We start from the raw sequence: 13,897 nt of genomic DNA on the forward strand, positions 1-13,897 counted from the left end.
GTTTTATCAGGCGGGAAGTTTAGATAGTAAACTATTTACTTTTTCTGTATCTTTAGGATGAAGCTTCAGGTACTTTTCACAAGCCAGTCGAGTATATTTAAGACCAACTTCCTCTGATACTATTATTTCTCCTTCCCAGACACCAAACATGATTCCTTCAAAATGGAACTCAGGATCTATATCTTGTAGATCTGGGTAATGACAATACGTTTCATTAATAACAAAACCACATTTTTTGATTATATTATCCACTCCATAAAGGAACCTTCCCTGAAGATTTAATGAATTGAAGAAGTCTTTTAAAACCCATTCACTATCATGTTCATAGTCTATTTTTTCAAATAAATATTCATTCATTTTGTCACCGGGAAGAAGTTAGTTACTGTGCCAGTTTTTTGATCCACATAAATCTGGAGCTTAACACCGCCAGCCGTTGCCGTATACTCTCGACTACCAGAGGCGAGCGCATCTTTATAACCATTTGCTGCTGCTTGTTGGCCCAACTGTAGTATTTTTTCATCAGTAAATATTTTTGGATCATAAATCGTCTTTTCTAAAATATCATTTTTATAACCGACTATATTACCTGCTCTATCTTTAGCAGGAATTTGATATTTAACATGCGTAATACCGTTCTGCCCTGTTTCCTGAGATATAACCTTCACACCATTATCAGCAACAGCTTTGTTAAAAGCATCAGCATTATGCGCACCAGTAATGCCTTTCTTCTGGGAATATCCATCAAGTTGCGCTAGGTGCTCTGGTTGATTGATTTTAAAGTTAATTCCCGAAGGATACTGATTAGCTTTATTCACCATTCCGGTTAACTTGTCACCAACTGCTTTGCCAAGTACCGGAGATAATGAAGCAGCAACGATCTTCATTCCGTCATACGTCGATACGTACTGCTCCGCCGTTGCTTTATCCACACCAAGCTGCTGCATGGCATAGTTCACCATCGCATCCTTCACCTGCTGCTGATTCTGCGCATCAACACTGGTGATATTGAGCAGATTTACTATCTGCCCATAAGCATCCGCGTACTGCTGGCTGGCTTTCGAGTTGTAGTTACCGGTACTCTCGTATTCACCTTTCGCCGCTACCGCATCCAGTCTCGCACCGGCACAGGCCGCACTTCCGGCATTACCGTTGCCACAGGCATCCATCACTTTCTTGTCGCTGGCAATGTCCTTTTCGCGTAGCGCATTGACGGCTTGCTGTGCCTTTTCACGCTCTGCCGGGTCGTTACTGTTGAGTTTTTGCTTCGCCAGCTCAAGCTCTGTCTTCTCTGACACACTCAGATAATTATTCTCAACAACAACGTTATCCGGTGCACAACCAGCCAGAGAACTTGCTTTTTCCCTTTGCTTTCCGTTGGTTAGAGCTGTTTTTCCCTGTTGCACTTCCGGAGCCGTAACTTTTTGCCCCGACGCGCTTTTTTCACCTGAACACGCTACCGCCCCGGCGAGCATCACCGCGCACAGCAGCCAGCACAACACCTTCCTTATCTGCCTCATATCGCGTTCCCTGCGTTATCCTGTCGCGCATTTTAGCAACATCCTGCCGTCTGTCATTACCGCTTTCCTTCACGGCGGGAGCCGGTTCACAGCTTGCTGTGGGCCGGGGAACCGCCTGCCAGGCGCGGGCTGGCGAGGCCCGCCGGGGCCGGAACGGCACCCTGTGGCACCACTGCCTGACCGGGGTTTGTCTTTGCATGGCCACACGGACCGGGGCGGGAAGTGGAAGCTGGCGAGACGGCACGACCCGGCGCAGACAGACGACACCGGGCGGGCATTAACGCTTTCAGCGGAGGCCACAGGCCGACAACTGCTTTGGGGTTTACCTGCAGACGATGCTGAGGCCGACGCCGCCAGGGACGGCGGCCTGCACCCACTGCCACACGCGGCGGCGCTCGCCATAATGCAGATTAGACGCATACGAGCGCATGAAGAGGGTTTTGTGGGGGAACTCTGCCTGACCGCGAGAGTGCGTATAATCTCCCGCATTATGGTTCATGGACGCGCGGCGGCCATCGCGAACCTGCATATTGCACAGCGGCCAGGCCGCTGCCGGCCATTTACCCTGCGACGCACCACGCTGAGCAAGGCAGATCGCGCCACGGATGGCGTGCTCTGCCGCACAGCGAACTGCTGGCTTACAGGGATCGAGCTAACTTTTGCTGTAACGGCCCGCTATTTTTCGGGATGTATGCAGAACCCGCAGGATACGAACCACGGTTTCTTCCGCTACATACACGATGATGAACGGGAAGCGGGGAACCACCAGTTTGCGCTGCTTCTCCGTTCTCCCGGCTTTCGTGCCTGCCAGTGGATTTTCTTTGAGGATATTAACCATGCTGACGAACTTATCGTCTGTTGCACTGGCTACCGCCAGGCCTGCCTCCTGATACAGGTAGCGGAAGATGGCCTCTCTGTCTGTCCGTGCCTGCGCTTCCCACTGAACGATTGTTGTCACACCCTGCCCCGCGCTGCCTGCGCTTTCAACTCATCCATATGGCGGTTCATTTCATCATTGCTGATGAAGTGTCCTTCACCGGCATCATAGCGGCTGAACGCCGCTGTTATCTGCTGCTCCAGCCAGACATCATGCTCGCTGTCCTGATACTGCCGCTCTTCTGCCGCCAGCTCTTCAGCCCGCTGGCGCATGATTTCTGTCAGACTCATTTTCTGCCGCTCTGCGGCCTGCATCGCCAGACGTTTGGTTTCGTCATCTATCCTGAAGTGGATTGTACTCATTCTGCCTCTCCTGATGTGGTGTCGTTTGTGGTGTCATTATGGCTGTTATTTTCTTTTCTGTCAGTTTTGTCTTCCCCCCGCTGCGCCGCCGGATGCGTACTGGCATGCACCGCCTGAAGCGCCTTTATGCTCACCTGCGTGTATATCTGCGTGCTCTCCACGCTCCTGTGACCCAGCATCGCCTGTATCCACCGCAGGTCCGCGCCGTTCTCCAGCATCTGCGTCGCCATCGCGTGACGGAACAGGTGGCAGCTTCCCCTGTCGATGCCCGCCGCTCTCAGGTACGGCACCACCGCCTGCGTGATGCCGTTCGCCGTCAGCCCCGCCACGCCGTCCATCGCCAGGAACAGCGCCCGGCAGCCTGGCGTGACGGCTATTTCCGGCCTCACCTGGCTGAGGTAGCGCTCAAGCCACCACAGCGCACGCTCTCCCGCCGGCACCACCCGGTCCTGGTTTCCCTTGCCCTGTAAGCTCAGCGTCCGCCGCACGAAGTCCGTGCTGTATATCTCAAGCCGCGCCACTTCACCGCGCCGGATGCCCGTTGACCACAGCAGCTCCATCAGCGCACGGTCGCGCACCCCCTGAAGCGTCGTCAGGTCGCACAGCGCCAGGATGTCTTCCACCTGCTCCACGCTCAGTATCGTGCGCGGCGGCCGCCGCTCCAGCCTCGGCAGCTCCAGGTCCGCCGCCGGGTTCGCCAGTATCAGTCCCTGTTTCGCCATCCAGGAGAACCACACCTGAAGCGGCTGAAGCGCCGTACGCTGCGTCCGGCTGCTCAGCGGCTCCCCGTTCGTTTTTCGGTAGCCGTACAGGTAACGCTGCCAGCTCTCCAGCACCGGCCTTGTCACCTCCGCCGCGTACCGGATACCCCGTTCATCCGCCCAGCAGATAAAGCGGTAGCTGTGATGCGTCTGCACCTTCAGCGTCGTCTCCGACCAGTTGCGTTCCCGCCGCCACTTCACGAACCGCAGCAGCAGGTTATAGAGGCTTTTCGGGTCGGATGCCGGGCCAACCGGCTGGCGGTAGATTTCATCGACGGTAAGCAGGCGGTCTGAACGGGGTTTGCGGTTGGCCATGATGACACTCCTTTGTCAGAACGGGCGCTGTCTGTGGCAGGCGGCTAAGAAGGAAGGCTGACTGACGAAGGCGAAGGCGGCAGCGGGGTTTTCTTTTTCTCTCTTATTACTGCGTTTTCAGCAAGCCGAACCGCTTCACCCGCCGGGCCTTCTCCTGCCTGCCCTGACGCCGCTTTTCCCGGCCCGAACTTATCCCGAACCTGACCCGAACTTAAGGCAGACTTACTCTCTTCCGGCCCGAACTTACGTTTACCGCCTTCGTCATCCCCGGCTTTTTCATCCACGCTCAGCAGCCCGCTCAGGTGGCTTTCCTCACCGCTGCCGCCGTCCCACAGCAGCTCATAGCGCAGCAGGTGGCCCCGGCTGCCGCCGTGGGTTAACAGGTACTCCATTTCGCTCAGCCGCAGGCAGTGGTGCTTGAGCTGGCTGTCGCTCCAGTTCGTCCACGCCCGGATGTCCCTGCGCGTGAACCGCACCTCTGAAGGCAGGCACTCCTGCCGCTGCGCCATCTCCTGCACCATCTGTTGTATCAGCAGCAGCAGCTTGCGCGTCTGCGGCGGCATCTCGTCCAGCGTCCTTCCTAACACCTCATGCGCCAGACGGTTGGCCAGGGCGATGTCTGACGGCCGCACCTCGATATACTCAATGACCTGGCCGCGATGCGCGGCCCGCTTCACGGTCCGCTGATACTGGTGCAGCAGCGCCACCGCCTGTATCAGCGTCAGGTACTTCATATGGTCGCGCCGGGTCCTTGTCTTGTCGGAGAGGAACGTCAGCTGCTCCGCATACGGATTGACCACCTTCAGCGGCCGCAGCAGCCGCTGCGCGTTCTGGTGTAACCGGGTCAGATAACCCTTTTCTGACTGCGCCAGTAAGCCTTCCAGCGTCTGCGCCCGCCGCTGCTGCGCATGTATCGCCTGCGTCTGCTCCCGGCTCTCGTTCACCGTCAGCACCAGGCAGCGGTTCAGCAGCTCCTCGTCCACGTCTGAAGCGGTTGTCGTTAACATCAGCATCACCGGACCCTGCACCCGGTATTCCCGCGTCACCAGTTCGCCCGATGATTCATCCTTGCCCGTTGAGGCTATCTTCAGCTCCCCGTCCGACTGCAACAGCTTCAGCGCATACGCCGCCTGGCGCACGCCTTCTTCTTCCGCTATCGCCAGGATTTTATGCCGGAGCGAGGTCTCCCCCAGGTAGTACAGGCTCTGCCCGGTCATCGCCGAGTACTGCACCCGCTCCTCTTCCGGTATCAGCCCCAGCACCGCATCCATCAGCGAGGATTTACCCGCCGCTGATGACGACTGGATAAGCACCGCCAGCGGACGCTCCAGCTTCCTTGAGGTCGCCGCCAGATACCCGGTCAGCAGATTGGTCGATTCACCCACCACGCCGCACGTCGCCAGGTCACTGACGATACGCTCTGCCAGGTCGGGAGATTTCAGCAGCGCCAGCGCTTCCGTTTCCTCGTCCGTACTCAGCGCCACGGCTGAAGCCGGGCTTTCCTGTTCCGCCATCCGGCGCTGTTCATCCTGCTTTTGTTCCAGCGCCAGCAGCATCCGCCCGCACTCACGCTTTATCACCGCCGCGTCGCAGGCCAGCTCTGACGCCGCCGTGTTCACATACGCCTGGCGCTGTTTCGCGTGATACATATCGAACGTATCGACGTGGAACGCCCCGGTTGATTCGTCCAGCACCTGCACATTCACCTTCATCACCTCAGCAAGCTGATTCTTCTGCCAGCCCCGCACCCGCCACTGACGCGGCCCGGAACGTAACAGCAGCTCACCGGCGGGCGTGGTTTCGCAGGCGATAACATCAGGCTGATGAACGGGCTGTGAGGCTGGCCGGGCAGCTAAAGAAGACGGGTTTTCATGGCTGCCGGTCACAGTTTCGGATGTAACGGCAGCGTCGCTTTTCATCCTGACCGACTGTTCCAGCGCCAGCCCCAGCACACCTTCTGCATTGCCGCTTTTCAGCGCGAAGGCGTTCGCATCCAGCCCCTGCGGGAACCGCACCCGCCACGCTTCGATTCCGGCGCCGGCAAGCTGTTCAGCGACCTCCTCCGCACCCTTATCCCCGGCCTCGTCCCGATCGAAGGCGATCAGCACCCGCTTCACCCCGTGATACGACAGCGCCGCCAGATGCCCGGCGGTGAAGCCGTTCACCCCGAACGCGGCCAGTTGGTTATACGGCCTGTGGTGGAGTGACTGGTAAAAAGATCCCGGCGCTAAGTCCGGGATCTTTGTTGGTTAATAGAAGTCTGGCTCTATCTGGCCTTCAGCTTTCAGGATCTCAACGAAGCGGTTATAGGCAACATCATCCCGTTCTAATATATCATCCAGTAACTTTTCTTTTATCAAAGCCCAATGCTGAATACTCTTGGCATTATTTTCAAAATATATTGCATTGAAACTTATTTCTGGATCAATTATAGATACCTGACTTGCTCTATATGCAAGCAAACCACCATAGTTTTTGGGAAGCCCATAAAAATATGTCTCATTGCCAAACCAATAAATAGCAAAAACTTTTATGATAGTCCCATCCGACTCTTTTATTTTCATTTAATTTGCCCCTTAATATTTTCGATCACATCAGCTGGATTAGAGCTAACCCTCTGAGGAGTATCTATTTTTATATCGTAGGCCTTACCCGTAATAGAGTTATATTGATAATGGATAGTGATTGATTCACCCTTAGAATTTTTCTGGACTACCTGCATTTTTTGGAACCCTGCACTTGCAGGAAAACGAGGGTCATTATTCATACCGAGCAACTTTTCACCTGCTGCCGGATTTTCTTGCACCTGCTTCCACACTATTTGTTCATTCAGATCTCTTGGTATTGCTGATTGTTTCCCAGGCTTGGCCGTCGAGATTTTCTCCGCCGCACTGATCAGGATTTTGTTATCAATAATCTTCGCTGCTTTCCCGACTAACGATAAAGCTTTTTCTGCCGGGATCGACGTCAGCAGCGCCAGCGCGTAATCCTTCGCTTCTTCCGCCGACAGCAGGGCCATTACCGTATCTGAACCGGGGTTATTCTCCAGGATCGCTTTGATAATATTGGCGCTTTCCGGCAGATCACCTTTCACCATCCGCGCCAGATCGGCCTGTACCTGTTCCGGCGGCAGATTTTTCTCCTGAGCATACTGAGCGTAAGACTGCACCGACTGGCCGTAATCCATCATGCCTTTGCCGAGGCTGTCCAGGGCGGACAGCGAGTTATTCTCAACAACAACTTTATCCGGTGCGGAGTCAGCCAACTTAACCGCTTTTTCCCTGTCCTTTCCGTAACTTACAGCCCATTTCTCCTGCTGCATTCTGATGTCCGGGGATTTTTGCCCCGACGCGCTTTTTTCGCCCGAACACGCTACCGCCCCGGTAAGCATCGCCGCGCACAGCAGCCGGCACAGCGCTTTCCTTATCCGCTTCATTCCGCTTTCCCTGCGTTATCCCTCCGCGCATTTTAACAGCACCTTCATCCCTGTCATTACCGGTTTCACATCGCGGCGGGAGCCGGGTCACAGCTTGCCTGTGGCCCGGCGAACCGCCTGCCGGGCGCGGGCTGGCGAGGCCCGCAAGCGCTGTACAGCGCTCTGAGGCACGGGAGGCTGAGGGAACGAACGGCTTTGCATGGCCACACCAGGCCGGGGCGGGAAGCGGAAGCTGGCGAGGCGGGAACGAGCTACGGAGCGCAGCGCAGTGCGAGCCGCCGCAGACAGACGACGCCGGGCGGGCATAAAGCCCTTTAAGCGGAGGCCGCAGGCCGACTTCCTTTGGGTTTTACTTACCGGCGATGACGCGGCTGACGCCGCCAGGGAGGGCGGCCGCACCCCGGCGCTGAACGCGGGGCGCACGCCATAATGCAGATTATACGCATACGAGCGCATAGCGAGGTTTATGAGGGTTCCGAAGCTGACCGCGGGAGTGCGTATAATCTCCCGCATTATGGTTCATGGACGCGCGGCGGCCATCGCGAACCTGCATATTGCACAGCGGCCAGGCCGCTGCCCGGCCATTTACCCCGCGCGGCACCCAACCCGATGAAGGCAGATCGCGCCACGGACGGCGCGCTCTGCCGCACAGCGAACAACTCAGCTCACAGATGGCTTACGGGCTGTCCGGCGACCCTGCTGCTTCGTCCGGTATCTCATGGCCAGCGTCTGGATGTGTGCAGCACCCGAAGTATGTATACCGTCGCTGCAACAACTTCATAGATGATAACGTAATGCCGGTGTACAACCAGTTCACGCGTACCCGCCACGCGTCCAGGTCGTCCGCTTTCCGGCTGTTCTATGAGCTGGCTGGCTCTGGCTGATAACTGTTCATCCAGCTCAACGGCTGCAACAGGGTTATCCAGCGCGATATATTCCCGGATTGCCCTGCGGTCATCCCTGGCGGGTTCTGTCCATATTAATGTCATGACTTGCCGCTGTTTCCTTTACTGAGGATACGCTTTCTCCACTCTGCTGCTTCTGCTTCAACCTCTTCTGCTGATATCGTCCGTCCCTCCGCCACTGCAGCCCGCCCGGCCTCAACTTTCTGGCGATACCAGGCATCATATTCTGCTGCTTCCTGCTCTTTTCTTATGAACTCTCTCATAAAGTCGCGTAACAACTGGGCGCCGGTACGGTCACTCGCCTTTGCTGCTGTGGTGAACTCTGTTTTCAGCGTTTCATCAACGCGGAAGGTGAAGGTGGCTTCGCGCATGGGTTCCTCCTTTTGTATTACATTGCACTCACAGAGTAACACGTCATATTCAGTTATCAACTTTGTCGCTGTTTCCTTCTTTCCGCTGCTCTGCCGGATGCGTACTGGCATGCACCGCCTGCAACGCCCGGATGCTCACCTGCGTATATATCTGTGTCGATTCAACGCTCCGGTGACCCAGCATCGCCTGTATCCAGCGCAGGTCCGCGCCGTTCTCCAGCATCTGCGTCGCCATCGCGTGCCGGAACAGGTGGCAGCTCCCTTTATCTGTCCCCGCCGCCCGCAGATACGGGACGACAGCCATCGTGATGCCGCTCGCCGTCAGACCCGCCACACCGTCCATTGCCAGGAACAGCGCCCTGCAGTCAGGTACGGTGAGGATATCCGGGCGTACATGGCCGATGTAGCGTTGTAGCCACCACAGCGCCCGCTCTCCCACCGGGATTACCCGGTCCTGCTTTCCCTTACCCTGCACGATGGTCAGGATGCGCCGTGAGAAGTCCACGCTGTATATCTCAAGGTTTGCCACCTCCCCGCGCCGGACGCCGGTTGACCACAGCAGCTCAAGCAGCGCCCGGTCACGGATGCCCTGAAGCGTGCTCAGGTCGCACAGGCTCATGATGTCCTCCACCTGTTCCACGGTGAGTATCGTGCGCGGCAGGCGTTTTTCCAGCCTCGGCAGCTCCAGGTCTGCCGCCGGGTTCGCCAGGATAAGCCCCTGTTTCGCCATCCAGCTGAACCACACCTGAAGCGGCTGTAACGCCGTCCGTTGTGTCCGGCTGCTCAGTGCTTCGCCGTTGCTCTTGCGGTAGTGGTACAGATGCCGCTGGTACGTTTCCAGCGCCGGTCTGGTGACGTCGGCGGCATAGTGCAGCCCGCGCTCGTGCGCCCACAGGATAAAGCGGTAGCTGTGATGCGTCTGCACCTTCAGCGTCGTCTCTGACCAGTTGCGCTCCTGCCGCCACTTCACGAACCGCAACAGCAGGGCGTACAGGCTCTTCGGGTGTGTCGCCGGGCCGACCGGCTGGCGGTAGATGTCATCCACGGTAAGCAGACGGTTTGCGGCGGGTTTACGGTTGGACATGTGGTTATCTCCCTGACGGCGGCGTGGCGGATGGATTCAGGCGACTAAGAGGAAGCCGGTTGTGATAACGAGGCCGAAGGCGGCGGTGGGGTTTTCTTTTTCTTCCTGATTACTGTATTTCCGTTCAGACCGGCCGGTTTTGTCTCCGGGCCCTGCGTTGTCTGCCCTGAAGCCACTTTCTCACCGCCCGACCGACCACCGACCGCATCCCGACCGGAGGCCGACCAGCCGCCGTTTTTGTCCGACCGGTCAGCCTCAGGCCCCGGCCGGGACGCGCCGCCCTCGTTACCGGGCACCGCCGTTTCCGGCTCTGTCACGTTCAGCAGGCCGCACAGGTGCGCCTCTTCACCGTCTCCGCCATCCCACAGCAGCGTATATTCATACGTCAGCCCGCGACGGTGCAGCAGCAGATATTCCATCTCAACCAGACGCGCCAGGTGGATTTTCAGCTGCGTGTCACCCTGGCCCAGCGCCGACCGCACGTCGCGTCGCGTGAAGCGCAGCTCGTCCGGCTTTACCGCCTGCTTCTCTGCCCACGTTTTCACCTGGTCAAGCAGCAGCACCAGTAACCTGCGCGTCTGCGGCGGCATCTCGTCCAGCGTCCGGCCCAGCACCTCATGCGCCAGCCGGTTCGCCAGTTTGATGTCTGACGGCCGTACCTCGATATACTCGATAACCTGCCCGCGATGCTCCGCCCGTTTCACCTCCCGCTGGTACTGGTGCAGCAGCGCCACCGCCTGGATTAACGTCAGGTACTTCATATGGTCGCGCCGGGTGCGCGTCTTGTCCGACAGGAACGTCAGCTGTTCCGCATACGGGTTGACCACCTTCAGCGGCCGCAGCAGCCGCTGCGCGTTCTGATGTAACGTCGTCAGATACTGCTTCTCTGAGGACTGAAGCAGCCCGGCCAGCGTCTGGCTCTTACGCTGGGCGGCGTGTATCGCCTCGGTCTGCTCCCGGCTCTCGTTCACCGTCAGCACCAGGCAGCGGTTCAGCAGCTCCTCATCCACGTCGCTGGCCGTGGTGGTTAACATCAGCATCACCGGCCCCTGTACCCGGTACTCCCTTGTGACCAGCTCGCCGCTGGATTCATCCTTGCCGGTTGAGGCTATCTTCAGCTCGCCGTCCGACTGCAACAGCTTGAGCGCATAGGCCGCCTGGCGTACCCCTTCTTCTTCCGCTATCGCCAGTATCTTGTGCGAGAGCGACGTTTCGCCGAGGTAGTAGAGGCTCTGGCCGGTCATGGCGCTGTACTGCACCCGCTCTTCTTCCGGTATCAGCGACAGCACCGCGTCCATCAGGCTGCTCTTGCCCGCCGCCGATGAAGACTGGATAAGCACCGCCAGCGGCCTGTCCAGCTTACGGCTGGTCGCCGCCAGATAGCCGGTCAGCAGGTTGGCTGACTCGCCGACCATGCCGCACGAAGCAAGGTCATTCACGATACGCTCCGCCAGCTGCGGGTCTTTCAGAAGCCGGAGCGCCTCCTTTTCTTCCTCCGCGCTCAGCGTCACGCCTGCCGCGCTTTCCTGTTCCGTCACCTTCAGCCGCTCGTCCTGCTGCTGCTCCAGCGCCAGCAGCACCCGCCCGCATTCGCGCTTTATCACCGCCGCGTCGCATTCCAGCTCTGACGCCGCCATGTTCACATAGGCCTGGCGCTGCTTCGCGTGGTACATGTCCAGCTGGTCCACGTGGAACGCGCCGGTACTCTCATCCAGCACCTGCACGTTCACCTTCATCACTTCGGCCAGTGTATTCTTCTGCCAGCCCCGCACCCGCCACTGACGCGGACCGGAACGTAACAGCAGCTCGCCGGCGGGCGTCACTTCGCAGGCGATACGGGTTTCAGCAGGCCGATGAGCGGGCTGCGAGGCCGGGAAGGCGGCTAAAGGAGAGATTGTTTCATTGCTGCCGGTCACATTTTCTGATGTAACAGCAGAGCCGCTTTTCATTCGCACGGCCTGCGCCAGCGCCAGCGCGAAGGCGGATTCAGGGTTACCGCTTTTCAGCGCGTACGCATTCGCATCCATTCCGGCAGGGAAGCGCACCCGCCAGGCGGCGATACCACATCCGGCCAGCTGTTCAGCGACAGCTTCCGCGCCCCGATCTCCGGCCTCGTCCCGATCGAAGGCGATCATTACCCGCTTCACGCCGTGATACTGTAACGCGGCCAGATGGCCCGCCGTGAAGCCGTTTACCCCGAACGCCGCGATAACGTTGCGGTAACCAGCGCACCAGAAGGTCATCGCATCGATCAGCGCTTCACAGAGGATCACTTCCGGCGAAGCTTTCAGCGCTTCCTCATTCCAGATCCCTGTGAGCGGTGACGGCAGATACAGATGTTTTGCCGATCCCTTTTTGATCTGGCTGTCCGTTAACATTCTGCGCCCGTACAGCTGCAACACGCGGCCACGCAACGCCGGATCGTAACTCTCAGACCCGCCGGTCACCGGCACCACCAGGCAGCCCCGGAAGTGATCCTGACGGTTGCTTTCGCGTATCACGCCCAGGGCAGTTAACCGCTGACGCAGGGACTTTCCTTCCTTTGAGTGCGGCGACGGCAGCGCGCCCGCCACGCCGTGCGCCCCGGCGAACCCCAGCCGGAAGTGTTTCACCAGCTCCGGATGATTAAGTCCGCGTTTTTCCAGCCAGGCTACCGCTTCCGGGCTGTTCAGCAGGTTTCTGTGATAGAAGTCCGTGACCTGATGCAGCAGCGCCTGGCCGTCATCGTCCAGATCGGTCAGCGTCTGGCGCGGTGGTGAAGGAGGAGTGACAGGAACGGCGGCGGCTGAAGAAGGAGCTGAGCCGGTCAGTTCGCGCAGCCGGACCAGGGTCTGCGGGTACGTCAGCCGTTCGGTGTGTTGCAGCCAGTCCAGTACCGAGCCGCCCGCGTTGCAGCCGAAGCAGTGATACAGGTTTTTTGACGGCGAGATAACGCAGGAAGGGGTTTTCTCATGATGGAACGGGCAGAGGGTCACGACGTCCTTTCCCTGCTTCGTCAGCTTGCGGTTCTGCGACCGTGCAAGCTCCAGCAGCGACACCTCACGTTTCAGCCGCTCCAGCGCTTCCGGGGTCATGCGTCCTTTGCTCATCCCTGCCTCCCTGCAAAAACCTGTCAAGATGCTATATTGATATTTATAGAATATCTGATACGATATCTTAAAGCAAGCATTTCAGAAGGGGGACGTATAGTGACATCAAGTTCAACAACCTGGTTTCTTAATATGCAGTTCCCCGAACGACTTACCACGCTGCGCAAGGCGCGCGGACTCACCCAGCAGATGCTGGCCGATATGGTCGGTGTGGCAGTTTTACAGATACGGCGTTATGAAGGCGGCAACTCACAACCTACCTTAGATGTGATCCGCCGCCTGGCGATTGCGCTCGGTGTCAGCGCCGATATGCTGGTATTTGATGAACAGGAGCGCGGCCCAGATGAGCAGCTTCGCTACCAGTTCGAGACCATTTCACGTATGCCGCAGTATGAACAGGATGTTATCCGGGAACTGCTGGACGCGATGATTATCAAGAACCAGGTCGCAGGAGCGATGGCCCGGGTGGCTCAGGGAACAGCTAAAGAAGAGAGTTAACACAAGCGCGGGCTGAAGGTGCGCTAACACCAACAACCCGCTGACCACAACCAACTATGCAAGGTAGTTAATCATGGCTGCGCAACATCATAAGTCAGAACACGTCTCAACCAAAGCCCGGCGTTACACCGTGGGCTATATCCGGGATCAGCGGAAGTTTGAGCCATCGCCGTCCATTACCCTGAAGGGCCGCTGGATGGCCGCGCTGGGCTTTGAGACCGGGCAGAAGATCGAGGTGATCACCGGGCCGGGCCAGTTGATCATTCGGCTGGCCGGTGAGAAGTAGCTGACGGGTTTAAAGTAAAATCCCGGCCTGGTGGCCGGGATTTACCGTTTATGGCTGGTAGTCTTCATATTCCCAGGCAAAGACGCGGGAGAGCTTTTGCGCTATCTCCATCCAGTCTTTACCTTCGCACTGATCGATATAATCAGTGATAGTTTTTTTGATTTCATCCAGATCGTATTTACGCACCAGCAGCGTATGACGCATCAGTTCCGGCAGCCAATGGTGTTTGCAGAGCCATTCCGGGGTGCAGACGTTTAAATGAAAATAATTTATACCTTCCTCATTTTCTGGCCCTATTGATAAAGTGAGCAAAAGGATAAAACTATTGTCCTCTTCAGGAACGAATAAATTAAGATCACAATCATCACACCCTAAAGTTCTTAATGTAGCTTTCAC

At 57.6% G+C, this 13,897-nt stretch carries 13 protein-coding genes and 2 pseudogenes; 2 read left to right on the plus strand and 13 right to left on the minus strand.

Translation table 11 applies throughout. The annotated features are described in order from the left end of the window. Positions 1–6 precede the first annotated feature (6 nt). The 12 genes and pseudogenes from cdiI to COO59_RS06120 form a co-directional block, all read right to left on the minus strand. A complete protein-coding gene (gene cdiI, locus COO59_RS06060) occupies positions 7–357 on the minus strand; it encodes a ribonuclease toxin immunity protein CdiI (protein ID WP_165786492.1) in 351 nt (116 codons plus the stop codon). Next, a pseudogene (locus tag COO59_RS06065) lies at positions 354–1,355 on the minus strand (CdiA family toxin C-terminal domain-containing protein); the annotation flags it as partial. The pseudogene COO59_RS06065 and the gene cdiI, both read right to left, overlap by 4 nt. 814 nt (positions 1,356–2,169) lie before the next feature. Next, complete coding sequence (locus tag COO59_RS06075; protein ID WP_103058916.1) at positions 2,170–2,475, minus strand: type II toxin-antitoxin system RelE/ParE family toxin; 306 nt, start codon at positions 2,473–2,475, stop codon at positions 2,170–2,172. Beyond that, a complete protein-coding gene (locus COO59_RS06080) occupies positions 2,472–2,756 on the minus strand; it encodes a damage-inducible protein J (protein ID WP_103058917.1) in 285 nt (94 codons plus the stop codon). The genes COO59_RS06075 and COO59_RS06080 overlap by 4 nt, the downstream gene beginning before the upstream one ends. Further along, the gene (gene xerC / locus COO59_RS06085) at positions 2,753–3,832 is read right to left on the minus strand and encodes a site-specific tyrosine recombinase XerC (RefSeq protein ID WP_205960850.1); all 1,080 of its coding nucleotides are present in this window, start codon (positions 3,830–3,832) and stop codon (positions 2,753–2,755) included. Before xerC (COO59_RS06085) ends, COO59_RS06080 begins: the two co-directional genes overlap by 4 nt. Positions 3,833–3,876: 44 nt before the next feature. Continuing rightward, positions 3,877–6,018 (minus strand): annotated as a pseudogene (locus COO59_RS06090) (toprim domain-containing protein); the annotation flags it as partial. Positions 6,019–6,081: 63 nt separating this feature from the next. Continuing rightward, on the minus strand, positions 6,082–6,396 hold the full coding sequence (locus COO59_RS06095; RefSeq protein WP_103058919.1) for a hypothetical protein: 315 nt from the start codon (positions 6,394–6,396) through the stop codon (positions 6,082–6,084). Next, positions 6,393–7,268, minus strand: a complete 876-nt coding sequence (locus COO59_RS06100) for a hypothetical protein (protein WP_240614089.1) — start codon at positions 7,266–7,268, stop codon at positions 6,393–6,395. The genes COO59_RS06095 and COO59_RS06100 overlap by 4 nt, the downstream gene beginning before the upstream one ends. Before the next feature lie 716 nt (positions 7,269–7,984). Then, positions 7,985–8,257, minus strand: a complete 273-nt coding sequence (locus tag COO59_RS06105; RefSeq protein WP_103058920.1) for a type II toxin-antitoxin system RelE/ParE family toxin — start codon at positions 8,255–8,257, stop codon at positions 7,985–7,987. Continuing rightward, on the minus strand, positions 8,254–8,544 hold the full coding sequence (locus COO59_RS06110; RefSeq protein WP_103058921.1) for a CopG family ribbon-helix-helix protein: 291 nt from the start codon (positions 8,542–8,544) through the stop codon (positions 8,254–8,256). The genes COO59_RS06105 and COO59_RS06110 overlap by 4 nt, the downstream gene beginning before the upstream one ends. 49 nt (positions 8,545–8,593) lie before the next feature. Next, the gene (gene xerC, locus COO59_RS06115) at positions 8,594–9,628 is read right to left on the minus strand and encodes a site-specific tyrosine recombinase XerC (RefSeq protein WP_103058922.1); all 1,035 of its coding nucleotides are present in this window, start codon (positions 9,626–9,628) and stop codon (positions 8,594–8,596) included. Between the two features lie 44 nt (positions 9,629–9,672). Next, positions 9,673–12,717, minus strand: a complete 3,045-nt coding sequence (locus tag COO59_RS06120; RefSeq protein WP_103058923.1) for a CHC2 zinc finger domain-containing protein — start codon at positions 12,715–12,717, stop codon at positions 9,673–9,675. Positions 12,718–12,816: 99 nt separating this feature from the next. Here COO59_RS06120 and COO59_RS06125 point away from each other — a divergent pair, with 99 nt between their 5' ends. Continuing rightward, positions 12,817–13,215: a helix-turn-helix domain-containing protein gene (locus COO59_RS06125; protein ID WP_240614090.1), complete on the plus strand. Its 399-nt coding sequence runs from the start codon at positions 12,817–12,819 to the stop codon at positions 13,213–13,215. A 73-nt stretch (positions 13,216–13,288) separates the two neighbouring features. After that, the gene (locus COO59_RS06130) at positions 13,289–13,501 is read left to right on the plus strand and encodes a SymE family type I addiction module toxin (RefSeq protein WP_240614091.1); all 213 of its coding nucleotides are present in this window, start codon (positions 13,289–13,291) and stop codon (positions 13,499–13,501) included. 48 nt (positions 13,502–13,549) lie between these two features. Here the strand turns inward: COO59_RS06130 and COO59_RS06135 are convergent, their stop codons facing one another. Then, complete coding sequence (locus COO59_RS06135) at positions 13,550–13,897, minus strand: immunity 8 family protein (protein WP_240614092.1); 348 nt, start codon at positions 13,895–13,897, stop codon at positions 13,550–13,552.

Source organism: Mixta theicola, assembly GCF_002895925.1.
In the GTDB taxonomy this organism is placed as follows: domain Bacteria; phylum Pseudomonadota; class Gammaproteobacteria; order Enterobacterales; family Enterobacteriaceae; genus Mixta; species Mixta theicola.

Coding starts and splice junctions, on each gene's coding strand:
- cdiI (WP_165786492.1), bottom strand. CDS start 357: ATGAATGAATATTTATTTGAAAAAATAGACTATGAACATGATAGTGAA.
- COO59_RS06080 (WP_103058917.1), bottom strand. CDS start 2,756: ATGAGTACAATCCACTTCAGGATAGATGACGAAACCAAACGTCTGGCG.
- xerC (WP_205960850.1), bottom strand. CDS start 3,832: ATGGCCAACCGCAAACCCCGTTCAGACCGCCTGCTTACCGTCGATGAA.
- COO59_RS06095 (WP_103058919.1), bottom strand. CDS start 6,396: ATGAAAATAAAAGAGTCGGATGGGACTATCATAAAAGTTTTTGCTATT.
- COO59_RS06100 (WP_240614089.1), bottom strand. CDS start 7,268: ATGAAGCGGATAAGGAAAGCGCTGTGCCGGCTGCTGTGCGCGGCGATG.
- COO59_RS06105 (WP_103058920.1), bottom strand. CDS start 8,257: ATGACATTAATATGGACAGAACCCGCCAGGGATGACCGCAGGGCAATC.
- COO59_RS06110 (WP_103058921.1), bottom strand. CDS start 8,544: ATGCGCGAAGCCACCTTCACCTTCCGCGTTGATGAAACGCTGAAAACA.
- xerC (WP_103058922.1), bottom strand. CDS start 9,628: ATGTCCAACCGTAAACCCGCCGCAAACCGTCTGCTTACCGTGGATGAC.
- COO59_RS06120 (WP_103058923.1), bottom strand. CDS start 12,717: ATGAGCAAAGGACGCATGACCCCGGAAGCGCTGGAGCGGCTGAAACGT.
- COO59_RS06130 (WP_240614091.1), top strand. CDS start 13,289: ATGGCTGCGCAACATCATAAGTCAGAACACGTCTCAACCAAAGCCCGG.